Genomic DNA, 24132 nt, shown 5'->3' with positions numbered 1-24132 from the left:
GTGACACCCGCAGCCGAAATCATGCCTGCTCGCCCCTGGTACGGCCAGTGAGGGTACCGACGCGCGGCTGGCAGGATGACAGTGTGAGTCAGCCATGGACCGTGGTGGTACCGGTCAAGCGTCTGACCGCCGCGAAGACCCGGCTGCGCGGCGGGCTGCCCGGCGTACCGCACGAGGAGTTGGCGCTGGCGCTGGCCGCCGACACGTTGGCCGCGGTGGGTGCCTGTTCGCCGCTGGTGCAGATCCGGGTGGTCACCGACGATCCCCGGGTGAGCGCGCTGGCCCGGCTGGCCGGCGCCCAGGTGCTGCCGGACGCCCCGGACGCCGGCCTCAACGCCGCGTTCCGGCACGGTGCGACCGGTGCCGCCGGGTGGGTGGCCGGGCTCACCGCCGATCTGCCCGCGCTGCGCCCGGCCGAACTGGCCGCCGCGCTGGCCGAGGCCCGCAGGACCCCGGCAGGCGTACGGTCCTTCGTCAGCGACGCCCCCGGCAGCGGCACGGTGCTGCTGGCGGCACCTCCCGGCGTACCCCTGGATCCCCGGTTCGGGCCCGACTCGGCCACGGCACACGCGGCCAGCGGTGCCCGCGCGTTGGCCGGTGACTGGCCCAGCCTGCGTCGGGATGTCGACACCGCCGACGACCTGCTGGCCGCGGCCCGGATCGGGCTCGGCCCGCGCACCGCGGCGCTGGCCGCCGGCTGCCCCACCGGCTGAACCCCGGCTGGACCGCCCGCTCGGCCGGTGGAGACCCGGCCGAGCCGCGTCCCGTGTACGGTGCTGGGCATGCAGGGCACGGTGGCGACCTTCGACGCGGCGACCCGCAGCGGCCTGCTGCTGCTCGACGACGGCACCGAGTTGCCCTTCCCCGCCCGTGCCTTCGACGCCTCCGGGCTGCGGCTGCTCCGGCTGGGGCAGCGGGTCCGGGTGGAGACCGACACCGGCGGTGACGTCGTTCGGGTGACGTTGCCGACGATGCCCTGACATCCCAGCTCAAGTTCAATTTGTGTTAACCCGCATCGGGTGATTATGGGCGGGTGAGCACCCCTCGCGAACGCCCGGACCACTCCGTCGGCACCGACCCGGCCGCCTCCTCCGCCGGGCTGGAGGAGGTGCTGGACCCGGTCTCCGGGGCTGGCCTGCCGGAACCCGCCGACCGGGAGACCTCGTTCGATCGGCCGCTGCCGGAGGACCGGTTCCTCAACCGGGAGCTGTCCTGGCTCGACTTCAACGCCCGGGTCCTGGCGCTGGCCGAGGACCACCGCACGCCGCTGCTGGAGCGGGCCAAGTTCCTCGCCATCTTCGCCAGCAACCTCGACGAGTTCTACATGGTGCGGGTCGCCGGGCTGAAACGACGGCTCACCGCGGGCCTGCCGGTGCGCGGCGGCGACGGGCTGCCCCTGCGTACCCAACTCGAACTGGTCGCCGCGAAGGCGGCCGACCTGGTCGCGCGGCACGCCGCCTGCTTCATCGACGACGTGTCGCCGAAGCTGGCGGCGGAGGGCATCCGGGTGCTGCGCTGGTCCGACCTCGGCGACAGCGAACGGGACCGGCTGCGCAGCTACTTCCGCGAGCAGATCTTCCCGGTGCTCACCCCACTGGCGGTCGACCCGGCCCACCCCTTTCCGTACATCTCGGGCCGGTCGCTGAACCTGGCCGTGTCGGTGCGCGACCCGGACGGTGGGGCCGAACTGTTCGCCCGGGTCAAGGTGCCCAACAACGTGCCCCGGTTCGTCCGGGTCGACCGGGACCAGCCCGGCGTACGGATGCTGCCGGTGGAGGACCTCATCGCGGTCCACCTCGGTCAACTCTTCTCCGGCATGCAGGTGGTGGAGTGCCACCTGTTCCGGGTCACCCGCAACGCCGAGGTGGAGGTCGACGAGGACCGCGACGAGGACCTGCTCCAGGCCCTGGAACGGGAACTGGCCCGGCGACGGTTCGGTCCTCCGGTCCGGCTGGAGGTCGCCGCGTCGATCTCCGATCACATGCTGGAGTTGCTGGTCCGCGAACTGGACATGGACGCCCAGGACGTGCTGCGGGTCCGCGGACTGCTCGACCTGTCCGCGCTGTGGCAGCTCTACGGCGAGGCCGACCGGCCCGACCTGAAGGATCCGCCCTTCGTACCGGCCACCCATCCCCGACTCGCCGAGGGCGAGGTGCCGCGCAGCGTCTTCGCCACCCTGCGCGACGGGGACGTGCTGGTGCACCACCCGTACCACTCGTTCGCCACGAGCGTGCAACGCTTCATCGAGCAGGCCGCCGCCGACCCGCACGTGCTGGCCATCAAGCAGACGCTGTACCGCACCAGCGGCGACTCCCCGATCGTGGACGCGCTGGTCGAGGCCGCCGCGGCCGGTAAGCAGGTGGTGGTGCTCGTCGAGCTGAAGGCCCGTTTCGACGAGGTGGCCAACATCGGCTGGGCCCGCACGCTGGAACGCGCCGGGTGCCACGTGGTCTACGGGCTGGTCGGTCTCAAGACCCACTGCAAGACCGCCCTGGTGGTACGCCAGGAGGGCAACCAGATCCGGCGCTACTGCCACATCGGCACCGGCAACTACCACCCCAAGACCGCCCGACTCTACGAGGACTTCGGCGTGCTCACCGCAGACCCGGAGATCGGCGCCGATCTGACCGACCTGTTCAACGTGCTCACCGGTTACAGCCGGCAGACCGCGTACCGGCGACTGCTGGTGGCGCCGCAGGGCATCCGGGGCGGCCTGATCGAGCGGATCGAACGGGAGATCACCCAGGTCCGGCTCGGCATGCCCGGCCTGGTGCAGTTCAAGGTCAACTCGCTGGTCGACGAGGCCGTCACCGACGCCCTGTACCGGGCCTCCCAGGCGGGCGTACACGTCGACCTGATCATCCGGGGGATGTGCACGCTGCGTCCCGGCGTACCCGGGCTCTCGGACAACATCCGGGTCCGTTCCATCCTCGGCCGCTTCCTGGAACACTCCCGGATCTTCCGCTTCGGCAACAACGGCGACGCCGAGTTCTGGATCGGGTCGGCCGACATGATGCACCGCAACCTGGACCGACGGGTCGAGGCACTGGTCCAGGTCAGCGACCCGGTGGCCCGCGCCGAACTGGACCACGTGCTCCAGGCCGCAATGAGCCCGGACGTCGACGCGTTCGAGTTGAGCGCCGACGGCAGTTGGACCCGGCGCAGCGGCACGCCGACGACACCGCTGGTCCACCTGCAGGATCTGCTGCTGCGTCGGGTCGGCAGCACCGCCGGGTGAGCGGTGCGGGCATAGGCTGAGCAGATGGTCAACGAGGAGGACCTGGCGGTCGCCGGCCGCCGGCAGGACCCGCACACCGGATCCGGCGTGGCCGTGATCCGGGCGGCCGGCGGGGTGGTGTGGCGGCCGGCGCCGGACGGCAGCGTCCAGGTGTGCCTGGTGCACCGCCCCCGGTACGGGGACTGGACGTTGCCGAAGGGCAAACTGGAGCCGGGCGAGCATCCGCTGCTCGCCGCCGCCCGGGAGGTCGCCGAGGAGGCCGACGCCCAGGCCGTACCGCAGGTGCGCCTGCCCAGCGTGCAGTACCGCAGCGAGGGCCTGCTCAAGACGGTCGACTACTGGTCGATGCGGGCGGTGGGCACCGGCGGTTTCCAGCCCGGCACCGAGGTCGACGACATGCGCTGGCTGGATGTGGACGATGCGGTGGCGCTGGTCAGCTACCCGCATGACGCCCAGGTGCTGGCCGCGTTCGCCGCGCTGCCCCAGGCCACCGCGGCGATCCTGTTGGTCCGGCACGGCCACGCCGGTGAGCGACTGGGCTGGTCCGGCCCGGACACCGGCCGCCCGTTGGACGCCCGAGGCTGGTCCCAGGCACACGCGTTGGCCCCACTGATCGCGCTGATCCGCCCGACCCGCCTGATCTCCGCCTCGCCCCGCCGGTGCGTACAGACCCTCGACCCGGCCGCCGCGTTGCTCGACCTGCCGATCGAGATCAGAGGTGACCTGGACGAGCCACGCGCCGGACAGCAGACCGACGAGTGCGCGCTGGCCGCCGCGGCAGCCCTCACCGCGCTGGCGGCACAGGGCGCGCCGGTGGCCGCCTGCAGCCAGGGCAAGGTCATCCCCGGTGCGCTGGAACGGCTCGTCGGCCAGCCCGGCGACTACGCCACCGGAAAGGGCGGCGGCTGGCTGCTCGCCTTCACCGGCGACCGACTACTCGCCGCCGACCGCCTCTGAGCAACCCCGCACCCCCGCCAGCGCCGCGCAGCCTCACTCCCCGCGCTGACTCTGAGCGCCCCCGCACCGAAGACGGAGATGTGTCCGGGGTCGTGCGACGACCGCCTGCCGTCACTGCGGTGTGCCAGGTGGCAGCTTGAGGGTCACCGCGACCGGCAGGTGGTCGCTGGCGGTGCTGGCGATCGCGACCGGATCGGTGGTCGGCAGGTCCGGGGAGACGAAGATGTGGTCGATCTGCGTGCGCGGATCGTCGGCCGGGCTGGTGGGCAGTGGGCGTACGGCCGCGAAGGCGTCGACCAGCCCGGCGTCGGTGAGCGCCGTGAACGCCGGATCGCCCGGCTCGGTGTTGAAGTCACCGGCCACCACCAGCGGCCTGCCGTCGGCGTACTCGGTGGCGAACTCGGCGACCGCTCGGGCCTGCACCACCGGATCCGTACCGGGTGGGGGTTGCAGGTGGGTGCTCACCACCGCCAGCCGCACACCGTCGCTGAAGTCGACGGTGACGCCGAGAGCCTGTGCACCGGTGGGTGCGCCCACCGCGGGTAGCGCGCGGGTCTGCGCCTGCCGGACCGGCCAGCGGCTCAGCACCGCATCGCCCCAGAGCGCCCCGGCGGCCGGCGCGAAGACGTACGGCATCTCCAGGCGGGTTGCCAGCAGGTGCAGGGTGTCGTGGCCGCCGTTGAGCAACCAGCCGCGGTCGACCTCGCTGAGCAGCACCACGTCGGCCCGCCCGATCGCCCGGTCGAGAGCGGCCAGGTCGAGGCGCCCGTCCAGACCGAAGCCCATCCGGATGTTGTACGCCACCAGCCGTATCTGCGTCGGCGGTCCGGGCCGGTTCGTCGCCGTCAACCACGGCCCGTGCATCACCGCGGCGATAAGGGCGACCAGAGCTGTCAGCAGGGCCGCCAGCCATGCCTGTACCGGCTGGGCAGCGGTCACCGGGCGCGTCGGCTCGGTGGTGGCGTCGACCGGGGACGGCGCCGCACCGGACGCCCACGGCCGCCCACCGTGCGCGACGGCACCCACCACCACCGCCACCACGACGGGCAGCCATCCGTTGGGGTAGCCGATGTCGTAGGCGGCGTAGAAGAGCACCGTCGCGACGGCGAAGACCAGCATGCCGCCGGTCGCCGCGTACCCGCGCCGGGCGACGGTCGACGGACCCCGCTGGGCGGTCGTGAGGGCCAGGCAGCCACCGAGACCGGCTGCGGCGAGCAGCATCGCGACGCCGAGGGCCGAGGGTGGCCCGTACCCGAACAGCAGCGTTCCGGCCAGCAGCAGCACCGGGAACAGCGGACGCAGGCGGCCCTGCGGCGGCGGGTACAGCGCGCAGAACACGAACAGCGCCACCGCGCCGGTCAGCGGTGCCAGGGCGAACAGGGGCGGTTCGGCGGTGCCGGCGTGGCCGAACCAGAACGAATTCGCGGTGCCGGCGACCGCCGGTGACAGCGCGAGCATGCCGCCCAGCAGCAACGACGGCCCGGCGAGCAGCCAGCTTCGGGCCGGTGGCAGCGTCGTGGCGTCGGCGTCCCGCTCGTCGACGTCTGGTCGCCGAGCGGACGCGACCGCCGCGACCAGCAGCAGCGCCACCACGGCGACACTGGGCAGCCACGCCTGCCACCGCCCCCACCACACCGGGTCGTGGGTGGCGAACATCGCGTGGCCGAGCGCCCCGGCGGTCAGCCCGTAGACCAGTCCGGGCACCGGATGCGTGACCTGACTCGCGGCCGCTGCCAGCCACACCAGCCCGGCCAGCAGGCCGGCGGTGGCCAGCCAGAGCTGCGTACGGCCGCCAGGAACCGCGGTGAGGGCCAGTCGGGCGGCGCCCAGTACGACCAGGGCCACCAGACCGACAGGACGGGCACCGACCCGCACGACGAGGGCCGGTGCGGCGAGGGCGAGCACGAACCAGCCGAGCGCGAACGCGCCGAGCAGCTCGGCGGGGGTCGACGCGGCCTGCCCGAAGATGGTGATGACCGACGGCAGGAAGACGCGGAGCACGTCGGTGAGGACGACGAGGCCCAGCGCCAGGGTGACGGTGGCGAGGTGACGGTGGCGCAGCACGGTTCTCATTTCGCCGAGGGTGTGCGGCGATTCTGGTGCCGTACGGCGCGTCGGTCAACGCCTGCAAGGCGATCGGACCCGGACACGACGAAGGGCGCCCACCGGTGTGGTGGGCGCCCTCGTCGTACGACCGGCTCAGCGTCGGGTTGCCGCCTTCTTGGCCGGTGCCTTCTTCGCCGGAGCCTTCTTGGCGGCCGTGGTCTTGCTGGCCGCCGTGGTGCTCTTGGTCGCGGTCTTCTTCGCCGGAGTGGCCTTCTTGGTGGTGGTCTTCTTGGCCGCGGTGGTCTTCTTGGCCGCCGTGGTCTTGGCCGCGGTCGTCTTCTTGGCCGCTGCGGTCGTCTTCGTCGCGGTGGTCTTCTTGGCCGCCGTGGTCTTGGTGGCGGTGGCGGTCTTCTTCGCCCCGGTCGCCTTCGCCCCGGTCGCCTTCGCCCCGGCGGCCTTTGCGCCGGCCGCCTTCGCGCCGGTGGTCTTGGCGGTGGCTGCGGCTACCTTCTTCGCCGCCGCCGTGGCCTTCGGCACCTTGCCGCTGGCCACCATCTCCTTGAACCCAGCGCCGGGGCGGAAGGTCGGCACGGAGGTCTTCTTGACCTTCACCGCCTCGCCGGTACGCGGGTTGCGCGCTGTTCGAGCGCCCCGAACGCGCTTCTCGAACGCTCCGAATCCGGTGATCGCCACCTTCTCGCCCTTGGTGACCGCCGCCTGGACCTCAGCGAGGACCGCGTCTAGCGCGGCCGTCGCCGTTTTCCGGTCCCCCAGGCGAACGGCGAGCGCCTCGATGAGCTCGGCCTTGTTCACGACTTCCTCCTGATTGTGCAACTGACTCGACGCGAGCCATTCTGCGCGCACGGTATGCCCTGTGCTGCCGGGACACAAACATTCGGTGGAAAAAAGCCCTTGTGTCGTAACGGATTCGCCCCCACCGGTGGCACCGGTGGGGGCGAAATCGGCGATGGAACGCGGCGAACGGCTATGCGACCCGGGGCAGGAAGGACGGCCGGGTGGCCTCGAAGGTACTGATCTGCGCCTCGTGCCGGAGGGTGAGTCCAATGTCGTCCAAGCCCTCCATCAGCCGCCAGCGGCTGAAATCGTCGAGCGGGAACGACCACGTGGCGGCACCGGCCTGGACCTGGCGGGTGGCCAGATCCACGGTGATCGCGGTGGCGGGGTCGGACTCGACCAGACCCCAGATCTCCTCGACAGCTTTCAATTCCAGCTCTACCGGAAGCAACCCTTCCTTGAGCGCGTTGCCGCGGAAGATGTCACCGAAGCCGGGTGCGATCACGACCCGGAACCCGTAGTCGCGCAGCGCCCAGACGGCGTGCTCGCGCGAGGATCCGGTGCCGAACTCCGGGCCGGCGACGAGAATCGATGCTCCGGAATAAGATTGATCGTTGAGTACGAATCCCGGGTCCTCGCGCCACGCGCTGAACAACCCGTCCGCGAAACCGGTACGGGTCACCCGCTTCAGGTAGACGGCCGGGATGATCTGATCCGTGTCCACGTCGGAACGGCGCAGCGGCACCGCGGTGCCGGTGTGCACGGTGAACTTCTCCATCTGTCGCAAGCCCTTCTACAGATCGGCGGGAGCAGCCAGTCGGCCGGCCACTGCGGTCGCGGCGGCGACCGGCGGACTCACCAGGTGGGTACGCCCACCCCGACCCTGGCGACCCTCGAAGTTCCGGTTGGACGTCGAGGCGGAGCGCTGCCCCGGGGAGAGCGTGTCCGGGTTCATGCCCAGGCACATCGAGCAGCCGGCGAAACGCCACTCGGCACCGGCGTCGGTGAAGACCTTGTCCAGCCCTTCGGCCTCGGCAGCCTCCCGCACGGCGGCGGAGCCGGGCACCACCAGCATGCGTACGCCCTCGGCGACCCGCTGACCGCGCAGCACGTCCGCGGCGGCCCGCAGGTCCTCCAGCCGGCCGTTGGTGCAGGAGCCGACGAAGACCACGTCGACGGCGAGGTCCCGCAGCGGCGTGCCGGGCCGCAGGTCCATGTACTCCAGCGCCCGACGGGCGGCGGCCCGCTCCGCGTCGGTGCCGAACTCCTCCGGGTCCGGCACGACCGCGCCCAGCGGGGCACCCTGCCCGGGGTTGGTGCCCCAGGTCACGAACGGGGTGATCTCGGCGGCGTCCAGGACCACCTCGGCGTCGAAGGTTGCGCCCTCGTCGGTGGGCAGCGTCCGCCAGTAGGCCAGCGCCGCGTCCCAGTCGGCGCCGGTAGGCGCGTTGGGCCGCCCCTTGAGGTACGCGAAGGTGGTCTCGTCCGGCGCGATCATGCCGGCCTTGGCACCCCACTCGATCGACATGTTGGCGATGGTCATCCGGCCTTCCATGGACAGCGCCCGGATGGCCTCGCCCCGGTACTCGACGATGTGCCCGCGCCCGCCACCGGTGCCGACCTTCGCGATCAGCGCGAGGACCAGGTCCTTCGCGGTGACGCCGGGGCCGAGCTGACCGTTGACGGTGACCGCCATGGTCTTCGGCCGGGCCTGCGGCAGCGTCTGGGTGGCCAGCACGTGCTCGACCTCACTGGTGCCGATGCCGAAGGCCAGTGCCCCGAAGGCGCCGTGGGTGGCGGTGTGCGAGTCGCCACAGACGATGGTCATGCCGGGCTGGGTGAGCCCGAGCTGCGGGCCGATGACGTGCACGATGCCCTGGTTCTCGTCGCCCAGCGGGTGCAGCTTGACGCCGAACTCGGCGCAGTTGCGGCGCAGCGTCTCGATCTGCGTGCGCGAGGTGGGGTCGGCGATGGTGAGCAGGTCACCACGGCGCTGCTGGAACGAGGGATCGGCGTACCCGGTCGGGGTGTTGTGGTCCTCGGTCGCGAGGGTGAGGTCGGTACGGCGCACCGGGCGCCCGGCGAGCCGCAGCCCGTCGAACGCCTGCGGGCTGGTCACCTCGTGCAGCAGGTGCAGGTCGATGAAGAGCAGATCGGGCTCTCCCGCGACAGACCGGACGACATGCGCGTCCCAGACCTTCTCGGCCAAGGTTCTCGGCTGAGTCGTGGCTCCCACCATCTGGACATCCTAAATTCTGGGAGGTAAATTTCGGCTTGTGGGACACAGTATGAGCGGTGTCGGCGTTCTCGACAAGGCGGTGGTCATCCTGGCCGCCTGTGTCGACGGCGCCAGCCTGGCCGAACTCGTTGAACGCACCAAGCTGCCCCGAGCCACCGCACATCGGCTGGCCCAGGCGCTGGAGATCCATCGGATGCTCGTCCGGGACACCCAGGGGCGGTGGCGCCCTGGCCCCCGCCTGGGTGAGCTGGCCAACGCCGCGCCGGACGTCCTGCTGACCGCGGCCGAGCCACTGCTGGCCGCATTGCGGGACGCCACCGGCGAAAGCGCCCAGCTCTACCTTCGCAGAGCGGACGAACGGATCTGCGTGGCCGCCGCCGAGCGAGCCAGCGGCCTACGGGACACCGTCCCGGTCGGCTCGGTGCTGCCGATGACCGCCGGATCGGCGGCCCAGATCCTGCTCGCCTGGGAGCCGCCCGAGGCGGTGATGCCGCTGCTGCCCCGGTCCAAGTTCACCGGCCGCACCCTGGCCGAGGTACGCCGCCGCGGCTGGGCGCAGAGCGTCGCCGAACGCGAGCCGGGTGTGGCCAGTGTCTCAGCCCCGATCCGCGACCGTACCGGCCGGGTGATCGCCGCCATCAGCATCTCCGGCCCCATCGAACGCCTCGGCCGCCGCCCCGGCGAACGCCACGCCATGGCCGTGGTCCGAGCCGGCCAACGCCTCTCCGGCCTCTAACCCCGGCCTCCCCCTCCCACCCTCGCCCCGTTGATCAAGAGGTTTGCGGCTACGAACAGCCGGTTCGAGACGCAAACCTCTTGATCAACTCAGACAGGGAGGGGTGCCCGCGAGCGGGAGGGGTGGGGGTATGGAAAAGCCCGCCTCGCCGGAGGCGAGACGGGCTTGATGTGGTAGCCCCGACCGGATTCGAACCGGCGCTACCGCCTTGAGAGGGCGGCGTCCTGGGCCGCTAGACGACGGGGCCAGAACTTTCCTGGTTCACCGCCGTCTCCGGCGGTGCGGCAGTAGTCTAGCGGCGTTTCCGCCCGCTGTATCAGCGGGGTGGGGTGGGATCGGCGTGCCGGCCGCGCGCTGGACCGGAGGGCAGGCGTGAGCTGGTCTTCTACCTCCGTGCGGGGTCGGGACCGACTCGGGGGCGAGCACAGCGGGGCACGGTCCGACGCTGGCGGGACCTGGGCAGGGAGCATTGGAGAGGCGGAAAGCGAAACGGCTCGTCCCTAGGTGGGACGAGCCGTGACCTTCTACCTGTAGCCCCGACCGGATTCGAACCGGCGCTACCGCCTTGAGAGGGCGGCGTCCTGGGCCGCTAGACGACGGGGCCAGAACATAATGCGACACCACCCTAGCGGTGGTGCCGCCGAACTCTACCAGACCTACCGGCCGAATCCCTTGCGGATCTTCGGCCGGATTCCTACCAGAATCCAGCGTCCTCGGTTCTTACGAACCTCGGCTGCGCTGGGGTACCAGGACTCGAACCTAGACTAACTGAACCAGAATCAGTCGGGCTGCCAATTACCCCATACCCCATCGGCCCCTTGCGGTGCCGGGATCAAACTTTACCCTCCCGGCACCGGCAGGCCAAATCGACTTCCCCAAACCGCACCTGACCTGCTGAAACGCCTCGGTCAGGTCGCGGATACCACCGGATTGGTCAGGTCGCCGATCCCCTCGATCCGGACGGTCACCGTATCCCCGTCCACGAGCGGGCTAACCCCCGCCGGGGTGCCGGTCAGCACGACGTCGCCCGGCAGCAGGGTCATCACGTGCGAGATGTACGACACCAGGGCGGGCACGTCGAAGACCATGTCCCGGGTACGGCCCAGCTGACGGACCTCCATCTCCTCCGGTTCGTGCCCCACCTCACACCGGATCTCCAGGTCGCGCACGTCGAGGCCGGTGGTGATCCAGGGCCCGATCGGACAGAACGAGTCGAATCCCTTGGCGCGGGTCCACTGGCTGTCGGTGCGTTGCAGATCCCGGGCGGTGACGTCATTGGCGCAGGTGTAGCCGAAGATGGCCCGCTCGGCGGCGGCCCGATCGGCGCGGCGGGCACCGGGTGCGCCGATCACCACCGCCAGTTCCGCCTCGTGCTCGACCTGCTTGCTGAACTCGGGCAGCCGGATGGCGTCGCGGGGACCGATGACGGAGGTGGACGGTTTGAGGAACAGCAGCGGCTCACTCGGCACCTCGCTGCCGTGCTCGGCGGCGTGCTCGGCGTAGTTGCGGCCGACGCAGACCACCTTGCTGGGCAGGATCGGTGAGAGCAGGCGGACGTCGGACAGCGCCCACCGGGGGCCGCTGAACGTTATCTGGCCGAACGGGTGCCCGGAGATCTCGGCGATGGTGAGCCCTTCCGGACCCGCCCCCGGCTCCCCCTCGACGACCCCGAACGACATTCCCTTGGCATGAGCGAAACGAGCGATACGCACCCCGCCAATCTAGCCCCGCCCCCGGACCAGCTGCGGCAGCTTACCCCCGACGATCACCCTCGGTGCCGGATTCACCGCTTCGTACCCGCCCGACGACACCGCCCACCTAGCGTCGGCGGCGGAGGTTCGTTCGTATGCCTGCATCGACACGACACCACAGGGCCCTCGCGGCGATCGTGCACTGCGTGGGGTTTCTCACCGCCGCCGTACCGGCGTTGCCGGCGCTCACCACCGCGGACGCCGCGGCGGCGGGGCGTCCGCACCCGGCAGCGGCGACGGCGGAACCCACGATGCCCTCGGCGCCGCCGGCCGTACCCACTCCGACAAGGGTCGCCTCGCCAGTTCCGAAGCCGAAGGTCAGCGTGATGGTCGCACCGGCGAGCACCCCGCAACCCGGCTACCGGATCGAGGTGCGCAACGCCGGCAACGCCCCGGTGGACACCACCGTGCGCCAGGAATTACCCCAGGGGGTGTCGGCAACCGCGATCAGCGACGGCGGTCGGCAGGTACGCCCCGGCGGGTCGACGGCGACCGAGGTGACCTGGCGGGTGAAGTTGCCGCCGCGCAGCACCACCACGCTGGACACCACGCTGACCAGTACGGCGGCCCAACAACCGGTGACCGCCCCGGCGTGCGCCTTCGCCGTCGACGGTCGTCAGCCGTACGACTGCGCGACCGCCACCTGGACGGCACCCGGCGCTACCGCGGCGGCCCCCTCGACGCAGACCTCGGGGTGGCGCGGTCAGGTCCCCGCGCTGCTGGCCGGCGCGGCCGTGCTGCTGGCCCTCGCCGTGGTGGGGTTCGTCACCTGGCGGCGTCGGCGGCCCCCGGTCGCGGCCGCGCTGGCCTCGGACGGGCCGGGGCGGATCTATCCGCGACCGGCCGCGCCCCGACCCACCACACGTCGGCGTACCCCACCGGTCTGGTTGATCGTGCCGGTGGCCGCGACGGTGCTGGCGGCCACGCTCGGCACCGCCGCGTGGACCGCCACCCGTCGGGTCGCCGCGATCGACACCGACAGCCAACCGACCAACGGGGCGTGGAAGGGCAGCGGGGTCAGCGGTGGACTGGGCGTACCGCTGCGCGAGGACGCGTTCGAGTTCACCGTCTACCGGATGACCTGCGATCCGGGTCAGGGCGCCCGGCAGTGCCAGGCCACGGTCGGGGTCCGGAACCTGGCCCCGGAGCACCACAGCTGGCACGGCAAGCTGCAACGGGCGTACCTGGCGAACGGCAACTGGGTCACCACCGACGAGCAGGCCACCCGGCGGGCCAACCAGGGGCGGGACGTCTTCGCCGAGCCGATGGCGGCGGGCAGCCGGCTGGTGCTGCCGCTGGTCTTCACCGTCAACGGCGACGAGGCGCCACAGCGACTGGAGCTGCGCAGCGGGGTCTTCTCCGCCGGAGTGCGGGTGGACGTGCCCTGATCAGCGGTCCGGCGGCGGTCGTACCCTGGGACGGTGACCGCCGCCTGCGCCCCCGCCGGCTCCGACCGCCTGCCGGCCGCCGTCTGGCTGCCTCGCGCATGGGCGCACGAGGAGCGTGCCGACGCCCTCACCGCCGGGCACCGCCGGCGTCGGGCCGCGCGGCAACGCCACGCGATCGACGACTTCCTGTACGAGTACTACGGCACCAGGCCATCGGTGCTGCGGCGCTGGCATCCCGGGGTGGGTATACGGCTGGAGCCGGGACCGGACGGCCCGGCACCGAACGGGCAGTGGCGGTGGTACGTCACCGACTCCGACGGCCTGGTGGGTTTCGACGCGGCGGCGTTCCTCGCCGACCGCGCCGAATCGGTACGCTTCATCAGCCGCCTGCTCTCCGCGATCGCCACCCGCCCGGCCTTCACCGGCTGCTTCGGGTTGCACGAGTGGGCGATGGTCTACCGCCAACGCGAGCACCGGCACCCGCTCCCGCTGCGACTCGGCCAGGACGGCACCGACGCGGTGGTCGAGGCGCACCAGATCAGGTGCTCACACTTCGACGCGTTCCGGTTCTTCACCCCCGAGGCCGTCGGCCTCAACCGGCTGCGGCCCACCCGCGCCAGCCAGGTCGACCTCGACCAGCCGGGTTGCCTGCACGCCGCGATGGACTGTCACAAGTGGGCGACCAAGCTCGGCCCCGCCGTCCCCGGCGAGCTGGCGTTGGACTGCTTCGAGCTGGCTCGGGACATCCGGCTGCTGGACATGCAGGCGTCGCCGTACGACCTGTCGTCCTACGGGGAACCGGCGGTGGCCATCGAGACACCGGAGGGCAAGGCCGAGTACGTGGCGCGGCAACGCGAGTTCGCGGAGCGCGCCGGTCGACTCCGGGCTCGGCTGATCGAGGTCTGCGCGACGCTGTTGGAGACAGTCGAGCAACCGGCACCGGCCTGACGCCCACGCCGAGCCGGACCGGGGATGGGGGCCAAGCCGAGCCGGACCGGGGCTGCGGGGCTACCTGGTCGGTGGCCCCGCAGCGGTGGTCATGACCGGGAGCAGTGTGCCGTCGGCGTGGTGTTGGTGCTGCCGGCGGAGGCCAGGAAGCCGAAGGTGGTCTGCGCACCGGGCGACAGGGTGCCGTTCCAGGCGGCGTTGCGCGCGGTGACCACTGCGCCGGCCTGGGTCACCTCGGCGCTCCACGCCTGGTTGACCCGCTGACCGTCGGTGTAGTCGAGCCGTACCACCCAACCGGTGAGCGGGGTCGCACCGTTGTTGCTGACCGTCACCTCCGCCTGGAATCCGCCCTGCCACTGGCCGACGAGACGGTAACTCGCCACGCAACCGGCCGGCGGCGGGGTCGCCGGCCCCGTCGGCGTCGGCGTGACCGTGGGAGTGGGCGTGACCGTCGGCGTCGGCGTGGGAGTCGGCGTCGGTGTCGGGATGCCGGTCAGGGCCGACACCAGGGCCGGATACCAGCGGTCGGACATCTTCTGGTCGCCGGCGGCATTGGGATGCACCCCGTCGTAGGTGTCGGCGGCCGTGTTGAAACCGGTCCACTGGTCCACCACGACGATCGGCGACTGCGTGGTGGTCTTGCCCGCCGCCCAGCCGTCGATGGCGTTGTTGAGGGCCACCGCCCGCTGGCCGCACTCGGGGCAGCTGCTCGGCGCCATCGGGATGATCTTCGCGACCAGGATGCGCATGGTGGGGTTGCTGGCGCGCATCTGATCCACCAGCCTGCTGTAGGCGGCGAGGATCGTGGTCGGGGCGATGTTGCTCCACACGTCGTTGGTGCCGAAGTGCATGAGCACGATGTCCGGGCGGGTGGCCGACAGCCAACCCGGCAGCAGGTTCTGGTTGGCCACGGTGGTGGCCAGGTAACCGCCGTGGCCCTCGTTGTCCCCGTCGTACGGCTGACCGCAGCCCTGCGGGCCGAGGGTGCCGACGAAGTCGATGGCGGTGTGCCCGGTGGACTGGAGGCGGTTCCAGAGCAGTGCACGCCAGCAGCCTGGTGAGCCGGTGATGGAGTCGCCGAACGGCATGATCCGTACCGGATCGGCGAGCGCTGCCGTCGCGGCGACCGGCGAGGCGTACTGGCTGGGGAGGGTGGTCGAGGAGGGTGGCGCGGACCAGGCGGTGACGGTGAGGACGACGGCCGCGAAGCCGGCGGCGGCGTTGCGCAGAGACCTACGGAGCATGGTGGTGGAACTCCTGTCACGTGTCGTTGGTGGTGTGACAGCCCGGTCGCTCCCGCGCGCATTCAATCAACAAAAACGAAAATCATCAATGTTTGCGCTGCCATGTCCCGCGTGACTAGTCGCCGTCCACCCGGCGGTCGCGCTTGCGCTGGGAACGGCGCTTCTTGTCGGCCAGCCGCCGCTCCTTGGCCCCCCGCGACGGCCTGGTCGGCCGACGCGGCGGTGGTGGTGGGGCGACCGCCTCACGCAGCAGCGCCACCAACCGCTCCCGGGCCGCCTCTCGGTTGGCCAACTGGGCCCGGTGCTCGCTGGCGGCGATGGTCAGCACGCCGTTGACCAACCGCCCGGCGAGCCGGTCCAGCGCCCGGGCCCGCAGCGACTCCGGCAGGCTGGGCGAGCCGGCCAGGTCGAAGCTCAACTCCACCCGGGAGTCGGCGGTGTTGACGCCCTGCCCGCCCGGCCCGGATGACCGGGAGAAGCGCTCCCGCAACTCGGCGGCGGGCACGACCCACCGATCGGTCACCCGCAGTCCGTCGTCCACGCCCTGAGGCTAGCGCCCCGGCCGCTCGTCGGGAGTACTGCTCGGGTTCGGTGGCGCAGGCTCCGACCCGTCCTCGCCACCGGCCGCGGCATAGGCGACCGCCCCGATCAACAGCAACAGGATCACCCCGATCTTCGTGGTGACCACTTTGATCAGCAACCAGGCGGCACGGCGAGCGCCGGGCACGGTCTTCTTGGCGGTCTGGTAGTCGTTCCACCCCCGCCGGGCGCGGGCGTACGACGAACCCACGCCAGTTCCGATGATGAGGCCCACCAGCAGGAGGACCGCGATGAGAGGACGCTCCACCCACGCCAGTATCCATACTCAGCGTAATATTTCCATTCTCCGATCATCGATCGCCGGAATCCGACAGTTCGCCCGATCACCCCGTAATCGGACAGTCACTCTCCGTGATTTCAGCCGCCCTTGCCGATGATCGTGTCGGCGGTCTGCTGCACCTGTTCGATGGGGATGGCGAAGCCGATGCCGATCGAACCGTTGCCGTCGATGGTGGCGATGGCGGTGTTCACCCCGACCACCTCGCCTCGGGCGTTGACCAGCGGGCCACCGGAGTTTCCCGGGTTGATCGACGCATCGGTCTGCACCGCCCGGTGCCGGTTGTCCCCGAGGCGCACCTGACGGTCGAGCGCGCTGACGATCCCGGCGGTGACCGTGCCGGACAGCCCGAGCGGCGACCCGACGGCCAGCACCGGCTCGCCGACCCGGGTCGAGCCCGGCTTGGCCAGCGGCAGCGACGCCAGCCCGGCGGACGCCGGCACCTTCAACACCGCGAGATCGCTGCCCGGCTCCCGGCCGACCACCTCGGCGCCGAACCGGCGGCCGTCCGGCAACTCCACCGTCACCGGACCACCGCGCCCCTTGGCCAGGATGTGGTCGTTGGTGATGATGTGCTGCTCGGAGTCGACAGCGAAGCCGGAACCGGTGGCCCCACCCACCAGCACCGACACCACCCCGGGCACGGTCTTCTCGGCGGCGGTGACCAGTTCGGCCGGCACCGGCGCGGCCGACGCCGCAGCCGGTTCGGGAATTCCCCGACTGGCCACCCAACCGCCGGCCACCGCCCCCGAGCCGGTCGACAGGGCCAGCACCGCCAGCCCGGCCATCAGCCGACGACGCCAACCCCACGCCGCCCCGTCGCGCGTCCCGGCGGCCTGCCCCGTCCCGTCCCCGCCGTACGGGTCGAATTCCGGCGAGACGAACCACGGCCCCCGGGGCTCGCCCAGTCCGGTCTGCACTGCCATACCTACGCTCCTCACGTCTGCGGCCGCTGCCGCCCCGGGCCGACACCGGTCCCGCCGACCGATGCCGGTCGAGCCGGGTCAGGGCAGGCGGGAAAACCAGCGCATCGAGCCGAACGCCGCGCCCATCGCGAACACCAACCCGAGCCCGATGAAGCGGGCCGAGATGTCCTGCCGTTCCTTGCGCCAACCCACCGAACTGCCGATGTCGTCGTAGACGGCATGCAACTCGTCGCTCGTGTCGGCCTGGTGGAAGGCGCCCCCGGTCTGCTCGGCCACGGCCTGCAACGTCTCCCCGTCCACCGGCACCTGGATCGGCCGCCCGCCCCGGTCCACGAAGCCACCCGGCGTACCGAACGAGATGGTGTGCACCGGCACCTCGAAGGCGACCGCCTCGGCGGCGGCCTCCATCGGATCCATGCCGGAGGTGTTCGCGCCGTCGGAGAGCACGATGATCCGGGCCGGCGGTGGTTGCGTGGTGGCCTGCTCGTCCAGCGCCTTGACCGCGCCCAGCGAGGTGCTGATCGCCTCCCCGATCGCCGTGCCCTGCACCCCGGTGATGCCTTCGGCGAGGCGTCGGATCCCGTCGTGCAGCGCCTCCCGGTCGGTGCTCGGCGGGACCAGCACGGCGGCGCTGCCGGCGAAGGCCACCAGCCCGACGTTGAACTCCCTGGGCAGCCCGTCGACGAAGTCCCGGGCGGCGCTCTTGGCCGCGCTGAGCCGATCCGGGTCGACGTCGGTGGCGAGCATCGAGGTGGAGACGTCCACGGCGACCATCACGGTGGCGCGTTCCCGGGGCACCCGTACCTCGGCCGTCGGCCGGGCGAAGCCGACCACGAGCAACGCCAGCATGGCCAGGAAGAGGCCGGCCGGCAGGTGACGACGCCAGGTCGGGCGCTGGGGCGCCACCCGGTCGAGCAGGCGCAGGTTGGTGAAGCGGACGGCGTACCGGCTGCGGCGGCGCTGCGCCACCAGGTACGCCACGGCCAGGGCGGCCACCCCGAGCAGCAGCCAGAGCCGGATGGGCGACTCCCAGATCATGCCGCGCCTCCCCGCCTCGGAGCGGCCGGTGCCAGGGCCAGCCGGCGCTGGGTGTGCACGTGCCGCACGATGTCCGCCGCCCAGTCCCGGTCGGTACGCAACGCGAGGTGGGTCGCCCCGGCCCGGCGCAGTGCCTGCCGGAGTTGGTCCCGCTGCGCGGCGGCGGCCGCCGCGTACCGTTCGCGCAGCCCCGGGTCGCCGGTCCAGACCTCGCGTCGCCGGCCGGTCTCGGGGTCGGCGAGCGTGATCAGCCCGACGTCCGGCAGCTCCAGTTCGCGGGGATCGACGACCTCCACCGCGAGCACCTGATGCCGGACGGACAACCGACGCAGCGGACGTTCCCAGCTGGCCGGTGAGCGTGGATCGTCGGGCAGCCCGTCCAGGAAGTCCGAGATCACCACCACCAGACCGCGCCGGTGGGCCGTCCGGTGCACCGCCGCCAACGCCGCGGACAGGTCGATCTCGTCGGCCGTCCGGTGGCCGTCCGGCTCGCCGGTCTGCCGGGGCGCGGCCAGCAGCCCGCGCAGCAGCCCGATCAGGTGGCTGCGCCCGCCCCGGGCCGGCACCCGGTGCAGCCCGTACGGGGTGAGCACCTGTGCGCCGAGCCGGTTTCCCGCCCCGGCGGTCAGGAAGCCGATGGCGGCGACCGCTGCCACGGCCAGTTCCCGCTTGTCCAGTTCGGCGGTGCCGTACTCCATGCTGGGGCTGGCGTCGACCAGCAGCCAGGTGGTCAGCTCCCGGTCGGCGTCGACCTCCCGCACGTGCGGGACGGTGGTCCGGGCGGTCACCGACCAGTCCATCCGGCGTACCTCGTCCTCACCGGGCCGGTACTCGCGGCTGCCGGCGGGTTCACTGCCCGGTCCGGGCAGCAGCCCGCGACGCTCGCCGTGCAGCAGGCCGTCGAGGCGGCGGGTGACGGTGAGTTCGAGCCGACGCAGCCGCTGGTTCGGGGTGAGGTCGGTGAGCGTCGGGTCCGCCGCCACGGGCACCGGGAAGCGCCCGCGTCTCATCACGCGGCCGCCAGATCGGCGACGTACTCCGGCTGGCCGTTGGCCACCCTCGGCAGCGGCACCACGTCGACCAGTCGGTGCACCACCGACTCGGCGCTGATCCCGTCGGCGACCGCGTCGAAGGAGAGCACCAGCCGGTGGGCCAGCACGTCCACGGCCAGGTCCCGGACGTCGTCCGGCAGCACGTACTCCCGACCGCGGAGCAGGGCCTGAGCCCGCGCGGCGGCAACCAGGCCGAGGGTGGCGCGCGGGCTGGCACCGTACGCGAGCAGGGGGGCGATCTCCGGCATGCCGTACCGGGCCGGGTCGCGGGTGGCCAGGATGAGCCGGACGATGTACTCGGCGATGGCGTGGTGCACGAAGACCTGCCGGGCGCGCAGCTGGAGTTCCCGCAACCGGTCCGGCCGCAGCACCTGGTGCGGCCGGGGACGGTCGGCGCTCATCCGGTAGAGGATGGCCAACTCGTCGGCGCCGTCCGGATAGTCGACGACGATCTTCATGAGGAAGCGGTCCCGCTGCGCCTCGGGCAGCTGGTAGACCCCCTCCGACTCGATCGGGTTCTGGGTGGCCAGCACGAGGAAGGGCTCCGGCACCGGGTAGCTGCGCCCGCCGATCGAGACCTGACGTTCGGCCATCGCCTCCAGCAGCGCCGACTGCACCTTCGCCGGAGCTCGGTTGATCTCGTCGGCCAGCACCAGGTTGGCCATGATCGGTCCGAGCTCGACGTCGAAGCTCTCCTTCGAGGCCCGGTAGATGCGGGTGCCGACGATGTCCGAGGGCACCAGGTCGGGGGTGAACTGGATCCGGGAGAAGGTGCCGCCGACGACCGTCGCGAGGGTCTGCGCGGCAAGTGTCTTGGCCACCCCGGGAACGCCTTCCAGCAGGCAGTGCCCGTCGGCGAGCAGGGCGATGAGCAGGCGTTCGACGAGCTGATCCTGCCCGACGATCACCCGTCTGACCTCGTTGAGCGTCTGCTCCAGGTCGGCCGCGGTCGCGTCCGGATCGGCCGGGCTGGGCAGGCTGGCCATGGTGTCCGAGATGTCCGTCACGGTGCTTGCTTCCCGAGCCGACCGTCGGACAAACGTCGGAATTTCCGGCCTTCGCCCACCCAGACCGCGCGGCAACGCCGTTACGACCTGGACCGGTCGGGAGCACGCAGACCCGGCCGGGCGGCACCGTCGAGGAGCTAACCGGGCACGGCACGCACCGTCGCCGGCCCCCACGAGAGGGACCGGCGACGGTACGGGTACGACCTGCGGATCAGCGGTGCACGAGGAGGTGGAACGGCAGGTCGGCGGGGCTGCCGGTGGAGTTGCGGGTCTGGATGAAGACGCCGTTGGGGGTTTGCAGGCGAGCGGCCACCACGGCCTCCCCACCCGCCGGGATGCAGCACGCGTCCGGTCGGCCGATCGTGGCGACGTAGACGCCGCGGGTGACATTGGAGCCGAACTGCACCTCGTACTGCCCGACACCGTACTTGATGACCACGCCGTCACCGCGCGCCTTGGTGCCGTTGCCGTTGACCACCGTGGCGTAGAAGCCGACCGCCTGGGTGCCGATCGAGTCGCCCTTGGCCAACGTGGCCTTGGCGCTCTTCAGCGACGCTGCGGTGACCGCCGGCTGCTGGCCACCACGAGCGGCCGTCTCGACTGCACCGGTCGTGGGCTTCGCCGCAGCGATCCCGCCACCGGCCAGGGCCAGCGCCAGGGCTGCGATCGCCACCGCAGCCGCCTTACGTCGGAAAAAACCGGTCATGACAAATCTCCTTGTGACCGTGGGGATGCGGCCGACCCGCCAGGTGGGGATCGGATATTGCCTGACTCCAGGCGGGCGACAATGAGCGGAAACCCCGGCGGGATCACGCCTTCAGAGGACCGACCAAATAGTGGCTAACATGGGGCCTGACCTGGGGTTTCCACCCTCGGCATACCGCCCGACCAGCAGAAACGTAACACCGGAAAACACCAATGGTCAACGTTCGATCATGGACAGAATCAACCGGAAGCAATCCCCGCGGCAATAGTGAAAAGCGAAGCATCGCTCATTCATGAAATTGCTTTGATCGTGTACGACCGCCTGCTGCCGTTCTTTCGTCGGTGCCATGCGCGGCACCGACCCAGTAGCCTCTCGCTGTGAAGATCACCGACGCGGGACGCCGACGGATCGGCACCGCGATCTGCTGGTTCGCCGTGGCGCCGGGCGCCGGCTGGGCCCTCGCCCGAGTGGCGGGCCTGGACCGCGGACCACTTGTGCAGTTGCTGGCGTTCACGCCGTACGCGCTGCTCGGGACTCTGGTGCCGCTGTTGCTCGCGCTCGCCCTGCGGCGCCGCTGGCCGGCGGTGGTCGCGGCGGTGGTCACCACGACGCTTGTCGCGGTGGTGGCGCCCCGGGCGCTGCCGTCGACGCAGCCGGCGGTCACCGGTCCGACGGTACGGCTGCTCACCGCCAACCTGCTGGCCGGCGCCGCCGACCCGGCCACGGTGGTCGACCTGGTCCGCACCGAGCGGGTCGACGTGCTGGTCGTGCAGGAGTTCACCCCATCGGCGCAGGCCGAACTGGACCGGCTCGGCCTCGACCGGCTGCTGCCGTACCGGCACCTCAACCCGGTGGTGGGCACGCCCGGATCGGGTCTGTACGCCCGGCACCCGATCAGCGGCGGCGGCATCCGCACGCTGCGCGGTGGCTGGGGTTTCACCCAGGCGTACGCGACGGTCGCCGTCCCGGGCGCACCCGAGGTACGCGTCGAGTCGGCGCACCCGGCGGCACCGTACGCGCTGGACCAGACCGGTCACTGGCGCACCGACCTGGCCGCCCAACCACCGGCCACCCCGCAGGGGGCGCTGAGCGTCCTCGCCGGAGACTTCAACGCCACCCTCGACCACGGGCCGCTACGTGCGCTGCTGCGTACCGGCTACGTCGACGCCGCCGCGGCGGTCGGAGCGGGGCTCGTCGGGACCTGGGGGCCGTACGACGGCGACCGCATCCCGCCCGTCACGATCGACCACGTGCTTGTCGACCGGCGCATCGCGGTACGCGACGTGAGCGTCCGCCCGCTGCCCGGCAGCGACCACCGCATGATCCTGGCCGAACTGGCCCTTCCTCACGCCCTGCCGAGGCCGTAGGTGAGGGCGTCGACAAGCGCGTGCCAGCTCGCCTCGACCACGTTGGGGTGCACGCCTACCGTGGTCCAGCCGCCGCCACGGCCGTTCGCCGTCTCGACAAGCACCCGGGTCACCGCGCCGGTGCCGTGGCTGCCCTCCAGGATGCGCACCTTGTAGTCGGCCAGCTCGAAGTCCCGCAACTCCGGGTAGTGGCGGCCCAGGCCGACCCGCAGCGCCTCGTCGAGGGCGTTGACCGGGCCGTTGCCCTCCGCCGTGGCGATCACCCGCTCACCGCGTACCCGGATCTTCACCGTCGCCTCGGAGACCACCGCGCCGTCCTCGCGGTGCTCGACCAGCACCCGGTACGACTCCAGCGCGAACGGCCGTACCGGCGCGGCGTCCGGCAGTTCGGAGCGGACCAGCAGCTCGAACGAGGCGTCCGCCGCCTCGAACGACCAGCCGCCGGCCTCCAGCTCCTTGACCCGGTTGGTGACCCGGGACAGCGCCTCCGGATGGCCGGCCAGATCCAGCCCGAGCTCGCGACTCTTGAGCTCGATGCTGGCCCGGCCGGCCATCTCGGTGACCAGGATCCGCATGTCGTTGCCCACCACCTCGGGTTCGACGTGGTTGTAGAGCAGCGGATCCACCTTGATCGCACTCGCGTGCAGTCCCGCCTTGTGAGCGAAGGCTGCGGCCCCGGCGTACGCCTGGTGGGTGTCGGGGGCGATGTTGGCGATCTCAGCGATGGCGTGGGAGACCCGCACCATCTGCTCCAGGCAGCCCTCCGGTAGGACCGGCAGCCCGAGCTTGAGTTGAAGGTTCGCGACGACCGCGAAGATGTCGGCGTTGCCCGGCCGCTCGCCGTACCCGTTGGCGGTGCCCTGCACGTGGCGTACGCCCGCCTCGACGGCGGCGATGGTGTTGGCCACCGCGCACGCGGTGTCGTTCTGGGCGTGCATGCCGAGCAGTTCGGGGGCCACCCCGATGCGGTCGGTCAGGTCGGTGATGGCCGCCGTGACCTGCGAGGGCAGCATTCCGCCGTTGGTGTCGCAGAGCACGAACCGCTCGGCGCCCGCGGCAAGGGCGGTCTCCACCACCGACGCCGTGTACGCCGGGTCGTGGCGGTAGCCGTCGTAGAAGTGCTCCCCGTCGACGAAGACCCGACGGCCCTCGGCGACCAGGTGGGTGACCGTGTCGTGGATCATCGCCAGGTTCTCCTTGGCGGTGGTCCGCAGCGCCCGCTCGACGTGTCGCAGGTCGGCCTTGGCGACCAGCGCGATCGCCGGGGTCTGCGCGTCCAGCAGGCCACGCACCTGGGGATCGTCGGCGGCGACCGTGTTGGCCCGGCGGGTCGCACCGAAGGCGACAAGCACCGCGTGCCGCAGCTCCAGCTCGGTGCGCGCCCGGCGGAAGAACTCGGTGTCCTTGGGCACCGCGCCCGGCCAACCACCCTCGATGAACCCGACGCCGAACTCGTCGAGCAGTCGCGCCACGGCGAGCTTGTCGACCACCGAGTAGCTGACCCCCTCGCGCTGGGCACCGTCGCGCAGGGTCGTGTCGTAGACCTGGAACGTCATGGGGATCCCTTCATCTGGCACCGGCCGGCGCAACAAAAAGACCCCCCGCGGGTGCGGGAGGTCTGCGCGCTCGGCGGAGGGAAGGCCGGCGCGCTAGTTGCCAATAATGCGGGCGGTGCTGTTCACGCTCTGCACTCTGCCACCCGGAAGCGGATCTGGGAGGCAGAATCCACATCTCGGGACGATGAGTTGGGTCTCATTCTGGGTCACGGGTGTAGGCCGAGTCGTACGGGGTAGGAGTTTTCGGGACAACGGAACACG

22 protein-coding genes and 3 tRNA genes are annotated in these 24132 nt (G+C 71.5%); 8 read left to right on the top strand and 17 right to left on the bottom strand.

All coding sequences use genetic code 11. The features are described 5' to 3' along the window. The first annotated feature begins 83 nt into the window (after positions 1-83). From cofC to VAB18032_RS06805, 4 genes are all read left to right on the top strand, one after another. Positions 84-713, top strand: a complete 630-nt coding sequence (cofC, locus tag VAB18032_RS06820; RefSeq protein ID WP_043719893.1) for a 2-phospho-L-lactate guanylyltransferase — start codon at positions 84-86, stop codon at positions 711-713. A 69-nt stretch (positions 714-782) separates the two neighbouring features. Continuing rightward, positions 783-980, top strand: a complete 198-nt coding sequence (locus VAB18032_RS06815) for a cold-shock protein (RefSeq protein ID WP_043723268.1) — start codon at positions 783-785, stop codon at positions 978-980. A gap of 53 nt (positions 981-1033) precedes the next feature. Next, positions 1034-3238, top strand: a complete 2205-nt coding sequence (locus tag VAB18032_RS06810; protein WP_013732057.1) for an RNA degradosome polyphosphate kinase — start codon at positions 1034-1036, stop codon at positions 3236-3238. 24 nt (positions 3239-3262) lie between these two features. Further along, positions 3263-4195 carry an NUDIX hydrolase gene (locus tag VAB18032_RS06805; RefSeq protein WP_013732056.1) on the top strand — a complete coding sequence of 311 codons (933 nt, stop codon included), beginning with the start codon at positions 3263-3265 and terminating at the stop codon, positions 4193-4195. Between the two features lie 111 nt (positions 4196-4306). Here the strand turns inward: VAB18032_RS06805 and VAB18032_RS06800 are convergent, their stop codons facing one another. The 4 genes from VAB18032_RS06800 to leuC form a co-directional block, all read right to left on the bottom strand. Then, on the bottom strand, positions 4307-6268 hold the full coding sequence (locus tag VAB18032_RS06800; RefSeq protein ID WP_232510697.1) for an endonuclease/exonuclease/phosphatase family protein: 1962 nt from the start codon (positions 6266-6268) through the stop codon (positions 4307-4309). A gap of 126 nt (positions 6269-6394) precedes the next feature. Further along, entirely contained in the window at positions 6395-7054 is a 660-nt protein-coding gene (locus VAB18032_RS06795; protein ID WP_013732054.1) for an HU family DNA-binding protein, read from the bottom strand. Between the two features lie 172 nt (positions 7055-7226). Further along, a complete protein-coding gene (gene leuD / locus VAB18032_RS06790; protein WP_013732053.1) occupies positions 7227-7814 on the bottom strand; it encodes a 3-isopropylmalate dehydratase small subunit in 588 nt (195 codons plus the stop codon). Between the two features lie 15 nt (positions 7815-7829). Beyond that, on the bottom strand, positions 7830-9275 hold the full coding sequence (leuC, locus tag VAB18032_RS06785) for a 3-isopropylmalate dehydratase large subunit (protein ID WP_043719887.1): 1446 nt from the start codon (positions 9273-9275) through the stop codon (positions 7830-7832). Positions 9276-9324: 49 nt separating this feature from the next. Here leuC and VAB18032_RS06780 point away from each other — a divergent pair, with 49 nt between their 5' ends. Next, positions 9325-10011, top strand: a complete 687-nt coding sequence (locus VAB18032_RS06780; protein ID WP_013732051.1) for an IclR family transcriptional regulator — start codon at positions 9325-9327, stop codon at positions 10009-10011. A 171-nt stretch (positions 10012-10182) separates the two neighbouring features. On the opposite strand, the gene VAB18032_RS06775 is transcribed toward VAB18032_RS06780, so the two are convergent. From VAB18032_RS06775 to VAB18032_RS06760, 4 genes are all read right to left on the bottom strand, one after another. Next, positions 10183-10258, bottom strand: a tRNA-Glu gene (locus tag VAB18032_RS06775). 284 nt (positions 10259-10542) lie between these two features. Continuing rightward, positions 10543-10615, bottom strand: a tRNA-Glu gene (locus VAB18032_RS06770). A gap of 134 nt (positions 10616-10749) precedes the next feature. After that, a tRNA-Gln gene (locus tag VAB18032_RS06765) sits at positions 10750-10821 on the bottom strand. Positions 10822-10919: 98 nt separating this feature from the next. After that, on the bottom strand, positions 10920-11723 hold the full coding sequence (locus VAB18032_RS06760) for a fumarylacetoacetate hydrolase family protein (protein ID WP_081476045.1): 804 nt from the start codon (positions 11721-11723) through the stop codon (positions 10920-10922). Positions 11724-11857: 134 nt separating this feature from the next. Between VAB18032_RS06760 and VAB18032_RS06755 the strand changes: the two genes are divergently transcribed. Both VAB18032_RS06755 and VAB18032_RS06750 read left to right on the top strand, forming a co-directional pair. Beyond that, on the top strand, positions 11858-13150 hold the full coding sequence (locus VAB18032_RS06755) for a hypothetical protein (protein WP_043719882.1): 1293 nt from the start codon (positions 11858-11860) through the stop codon (positions 13148-13150). Between the two features lie 33 nt (positions 13151-13183). After that, the gene (locus VAB18032_RS06750) at positions 13184-14098 is read left to right on the top strand and encodes a hypothetical protein (RefSeq protein ID WP_013732048.1); all 915 of its coding nucleotides are present in this window, start codon (positions 13184-13186) and stop codon (positions 14096-14098) included. Between the two features lie 89 nt (positions 14099-14187). Here the strand turns inward: VAB18032_RS06750 and VAB18032_RS06745 are convergent, their stop codons facing one another. From VAB18032_RS06745 to VAB18032_RS06710, 8 genes are all read right to left on the bottom strand, one after another. After that, positions 14188-15342 carry a cellulose binding domain-containing protein gene (locus tag VAB18032_RS06745; RefSeq protein ID WP_013732047.1) on the bottom strand — a complete coding sequence of 385 codons (1155 nt, stop codon included), beginning with the start codon at positions 15340-15342 and terminating at the stop codon, positions 14188-14190. Between the two features lie 115 nt (positions 15343-15457). Continuing rightward, entirely contained in the window at positions 15458-15883 is a 426-nt protein-coding gene (gene arfB / locus VAB18032_RS06740; protein WP_013732046.1) for an alternative ribosome rescue aminoacyl-tRNA hydrolase ArfB, read from the bottom strand. A 9-nt stretch (positions 15884-15892) separates the two neighbouring features. Beyond that, positions 15893-16189: a hypothetical protein gene (locus VAB18032_RS06735; RefSeq protein WP_013732045.1), complete on the bottom strand. Its 297-nt coding sequence runs from the start codon at positions 16187-16189 to the stop codon at positions 15893-15895. A 110-nt stretch (positions 16190-16299) separates the two neighbouring features. Then, positions 16300-17145: a S1C family serine protease gene (locus VAB18032_RS06730; RefSeq protein ID WP_013732044.1), complete on the bottom strand. Its 846-nt coding sequence runs from the start codon at positions 17143-17145 to the stop codon at positions 16300-16302. A 78-nt stretch (positions 17146-17223) separates the two neighbouring features. Next, a complete protein-coding gene (locus VAB18032_RS06725; protein ID WP_013732043.1) occupies positions 17224-18183 on the bottom strand; it encodes a VWA domain-containing protein in 960 nt (319 codons plus the stop codon). Next, the gene (locus VAB18032_RS06720) at positions 18180-19166 is read right to left on the bottom strand and encodes a DUF58 domain-containing protein (RefSeq protein ID WP_193386310.1); all 987 of its coding nucleotides are present in this window, start codon (positions 19164-19166) and stop codon (positions 18180-18182) included. Before VAB18032_RS06720 ends, VAB18032_RS06725 begins: the two co-directional genes overlap by 4 nt. Before the next feature lie 26 nt (positions 19167-19192). After that, entirely contained in the window at positions 19193-20242 is a 1050-nt protein-coding gene (locus VAB18032_RS06715; RefSeq protein WP_013732041.1) for an AAA family ATPase, read from the bottom strand. 211 nt (positions 20243-20453) lie between these two features. Continuing rightward, a complete protein-coding gene (locus VAB18032_RS06710) occupies positions 20454-20948 on the bottom strand; it encodes a hypothetical protein (protein WP_013732040.1) in 495 nt (164 codons plus the stop codon). A gap of 377 nt (positions 20949-21325) precedes the next feature. Here VAB18032_RS06710 and VAB18032_RS06705 point away from each other — a divergent pair, with 377 nt between their 5' ends. Beyond that, entirely contained in the window at positions 21326-22315 is a 990-nt protein-coding gene (locus VAB18032_RS06705) for an endonuclease/exonuclease/phosphatase family protein (RefSeq protein ID WP_013732039.1), read from the top strand. Here VAB18032_RS06705 and cimA read toward each other — a convergent pair. Continuing rightward, positions 22294-23871 (bottom strand): citramalate synthase, encoded by a 1578-nt coding sequence (gene cimA / locus VAB18032_RS06700; RefSeq protein ID WP_013732038.1) that lies wholly within the window; start codon positions 23869-23871, stop codon positions 22294-22296. The genes VAB18032_RS06705 and cimA overlap by 22 nt on opposite strands. Between the last annotated feature and the right edge of the window lie 261 nt (positions 23872-24132).

Origin of the sequence: Micromonospora maris AB-18-032 (genome assembly GCF_000204155.1) — a bacterium.
Classification (GTDB): domain Bacteria; phylum Actinomycetota; class Actinomycetes; order Mycobacteriales; family Micromonosporaceae; genus Micromonospora; species Micromonospora gifhornensis.
Note: the sequence above shows the minus strand (reverse complement) of the source record. Positions and strands in the feature narration are given on the sequence as shown.

Coding starts and splice junctions, on each gene's coding strand:
- VAB18032_RS06805 (WP_013732056.1), top strand. CDS start 3,263: ATGGTCAACGAGGAGGACCTGGCGGTCGCCGGCCGCCGGCAGGACCCG.
- VAB18032_RS06725 (WP_013732043.1), bottom strand. CDS start 18,183: ATGATCTGGGAGTCGCCCATCCGGCTCTGGCTGCTGCTCGGGGTGGCC.
- VAB18032_RS06780 (WP_013732051.1), top strand. CDS start 9,325: ATGAGCGGTGTCGGCGTTCTCGACAAGGCGGTGGTCATCCTGGCCGCC.
- VAB18032_RS06730 (WP_013732044.1), bottom strand. CDS start 17,145: ATGGCAGTGCAGACCGGACTGGGCGAGCCCCGGGGGCCGTGGTTCGTC.
- VAB18032_RS06800 (WP_232510697.1), bottom strand. CDS start 6,268: ATGAGAACCGTGCTGCGCCACCGTCACCTCGCCACCGTCACCCTGGCG.
- VAB18032_RS06815 (WP_043723268.1), top strand. CDS start 783: ATGCAGGGCACGGTGGCGACCTTCGACGCGGCGACCCGCAGCGGCCTG.
- VAB18032_RS06755 (WP_043719882.1), top strand. CDS start 11,858: ATGCCTGCATCGACACGACACCACAGGGCCCTCGCGGCGATCGTGCAC.
- leuD (WP_013732053.1), bottom strand. CDS start 7,814: ATGGAGAAGTTCACCGTGCACACCGGCACCGCGGTGCCGCTGCGCCGT.
- leuC (WP_043719887.1), bottom strand. CDS start 9,275: ATGGTGGGAGCCACGACTCAGCCGAGAACCTTGGCCGAGAAGGTCTGG.
- VAB18032_RS06745 (WP_013732047.1), bottom strand. CDS start 15,342: ATGCTCCGTAGGTCTCTGCGCAACGCCGCCGCCGGCTTCGCGGCCGTC.
- VAB18032_RS06710 (WP_013732040.1), bottom strand. CDS start 20,948: ATGACCGGTTTTTTCCGACGTAAGGCGGCTGCGGTGGCGATCGCAGCC.
- cimA (WP_013732038.1), bottom strand. CDS start 23,871: ATGACGTTCCAGGTCTACGACACGACCCTGCGCGACGGTGCCCAGCGC.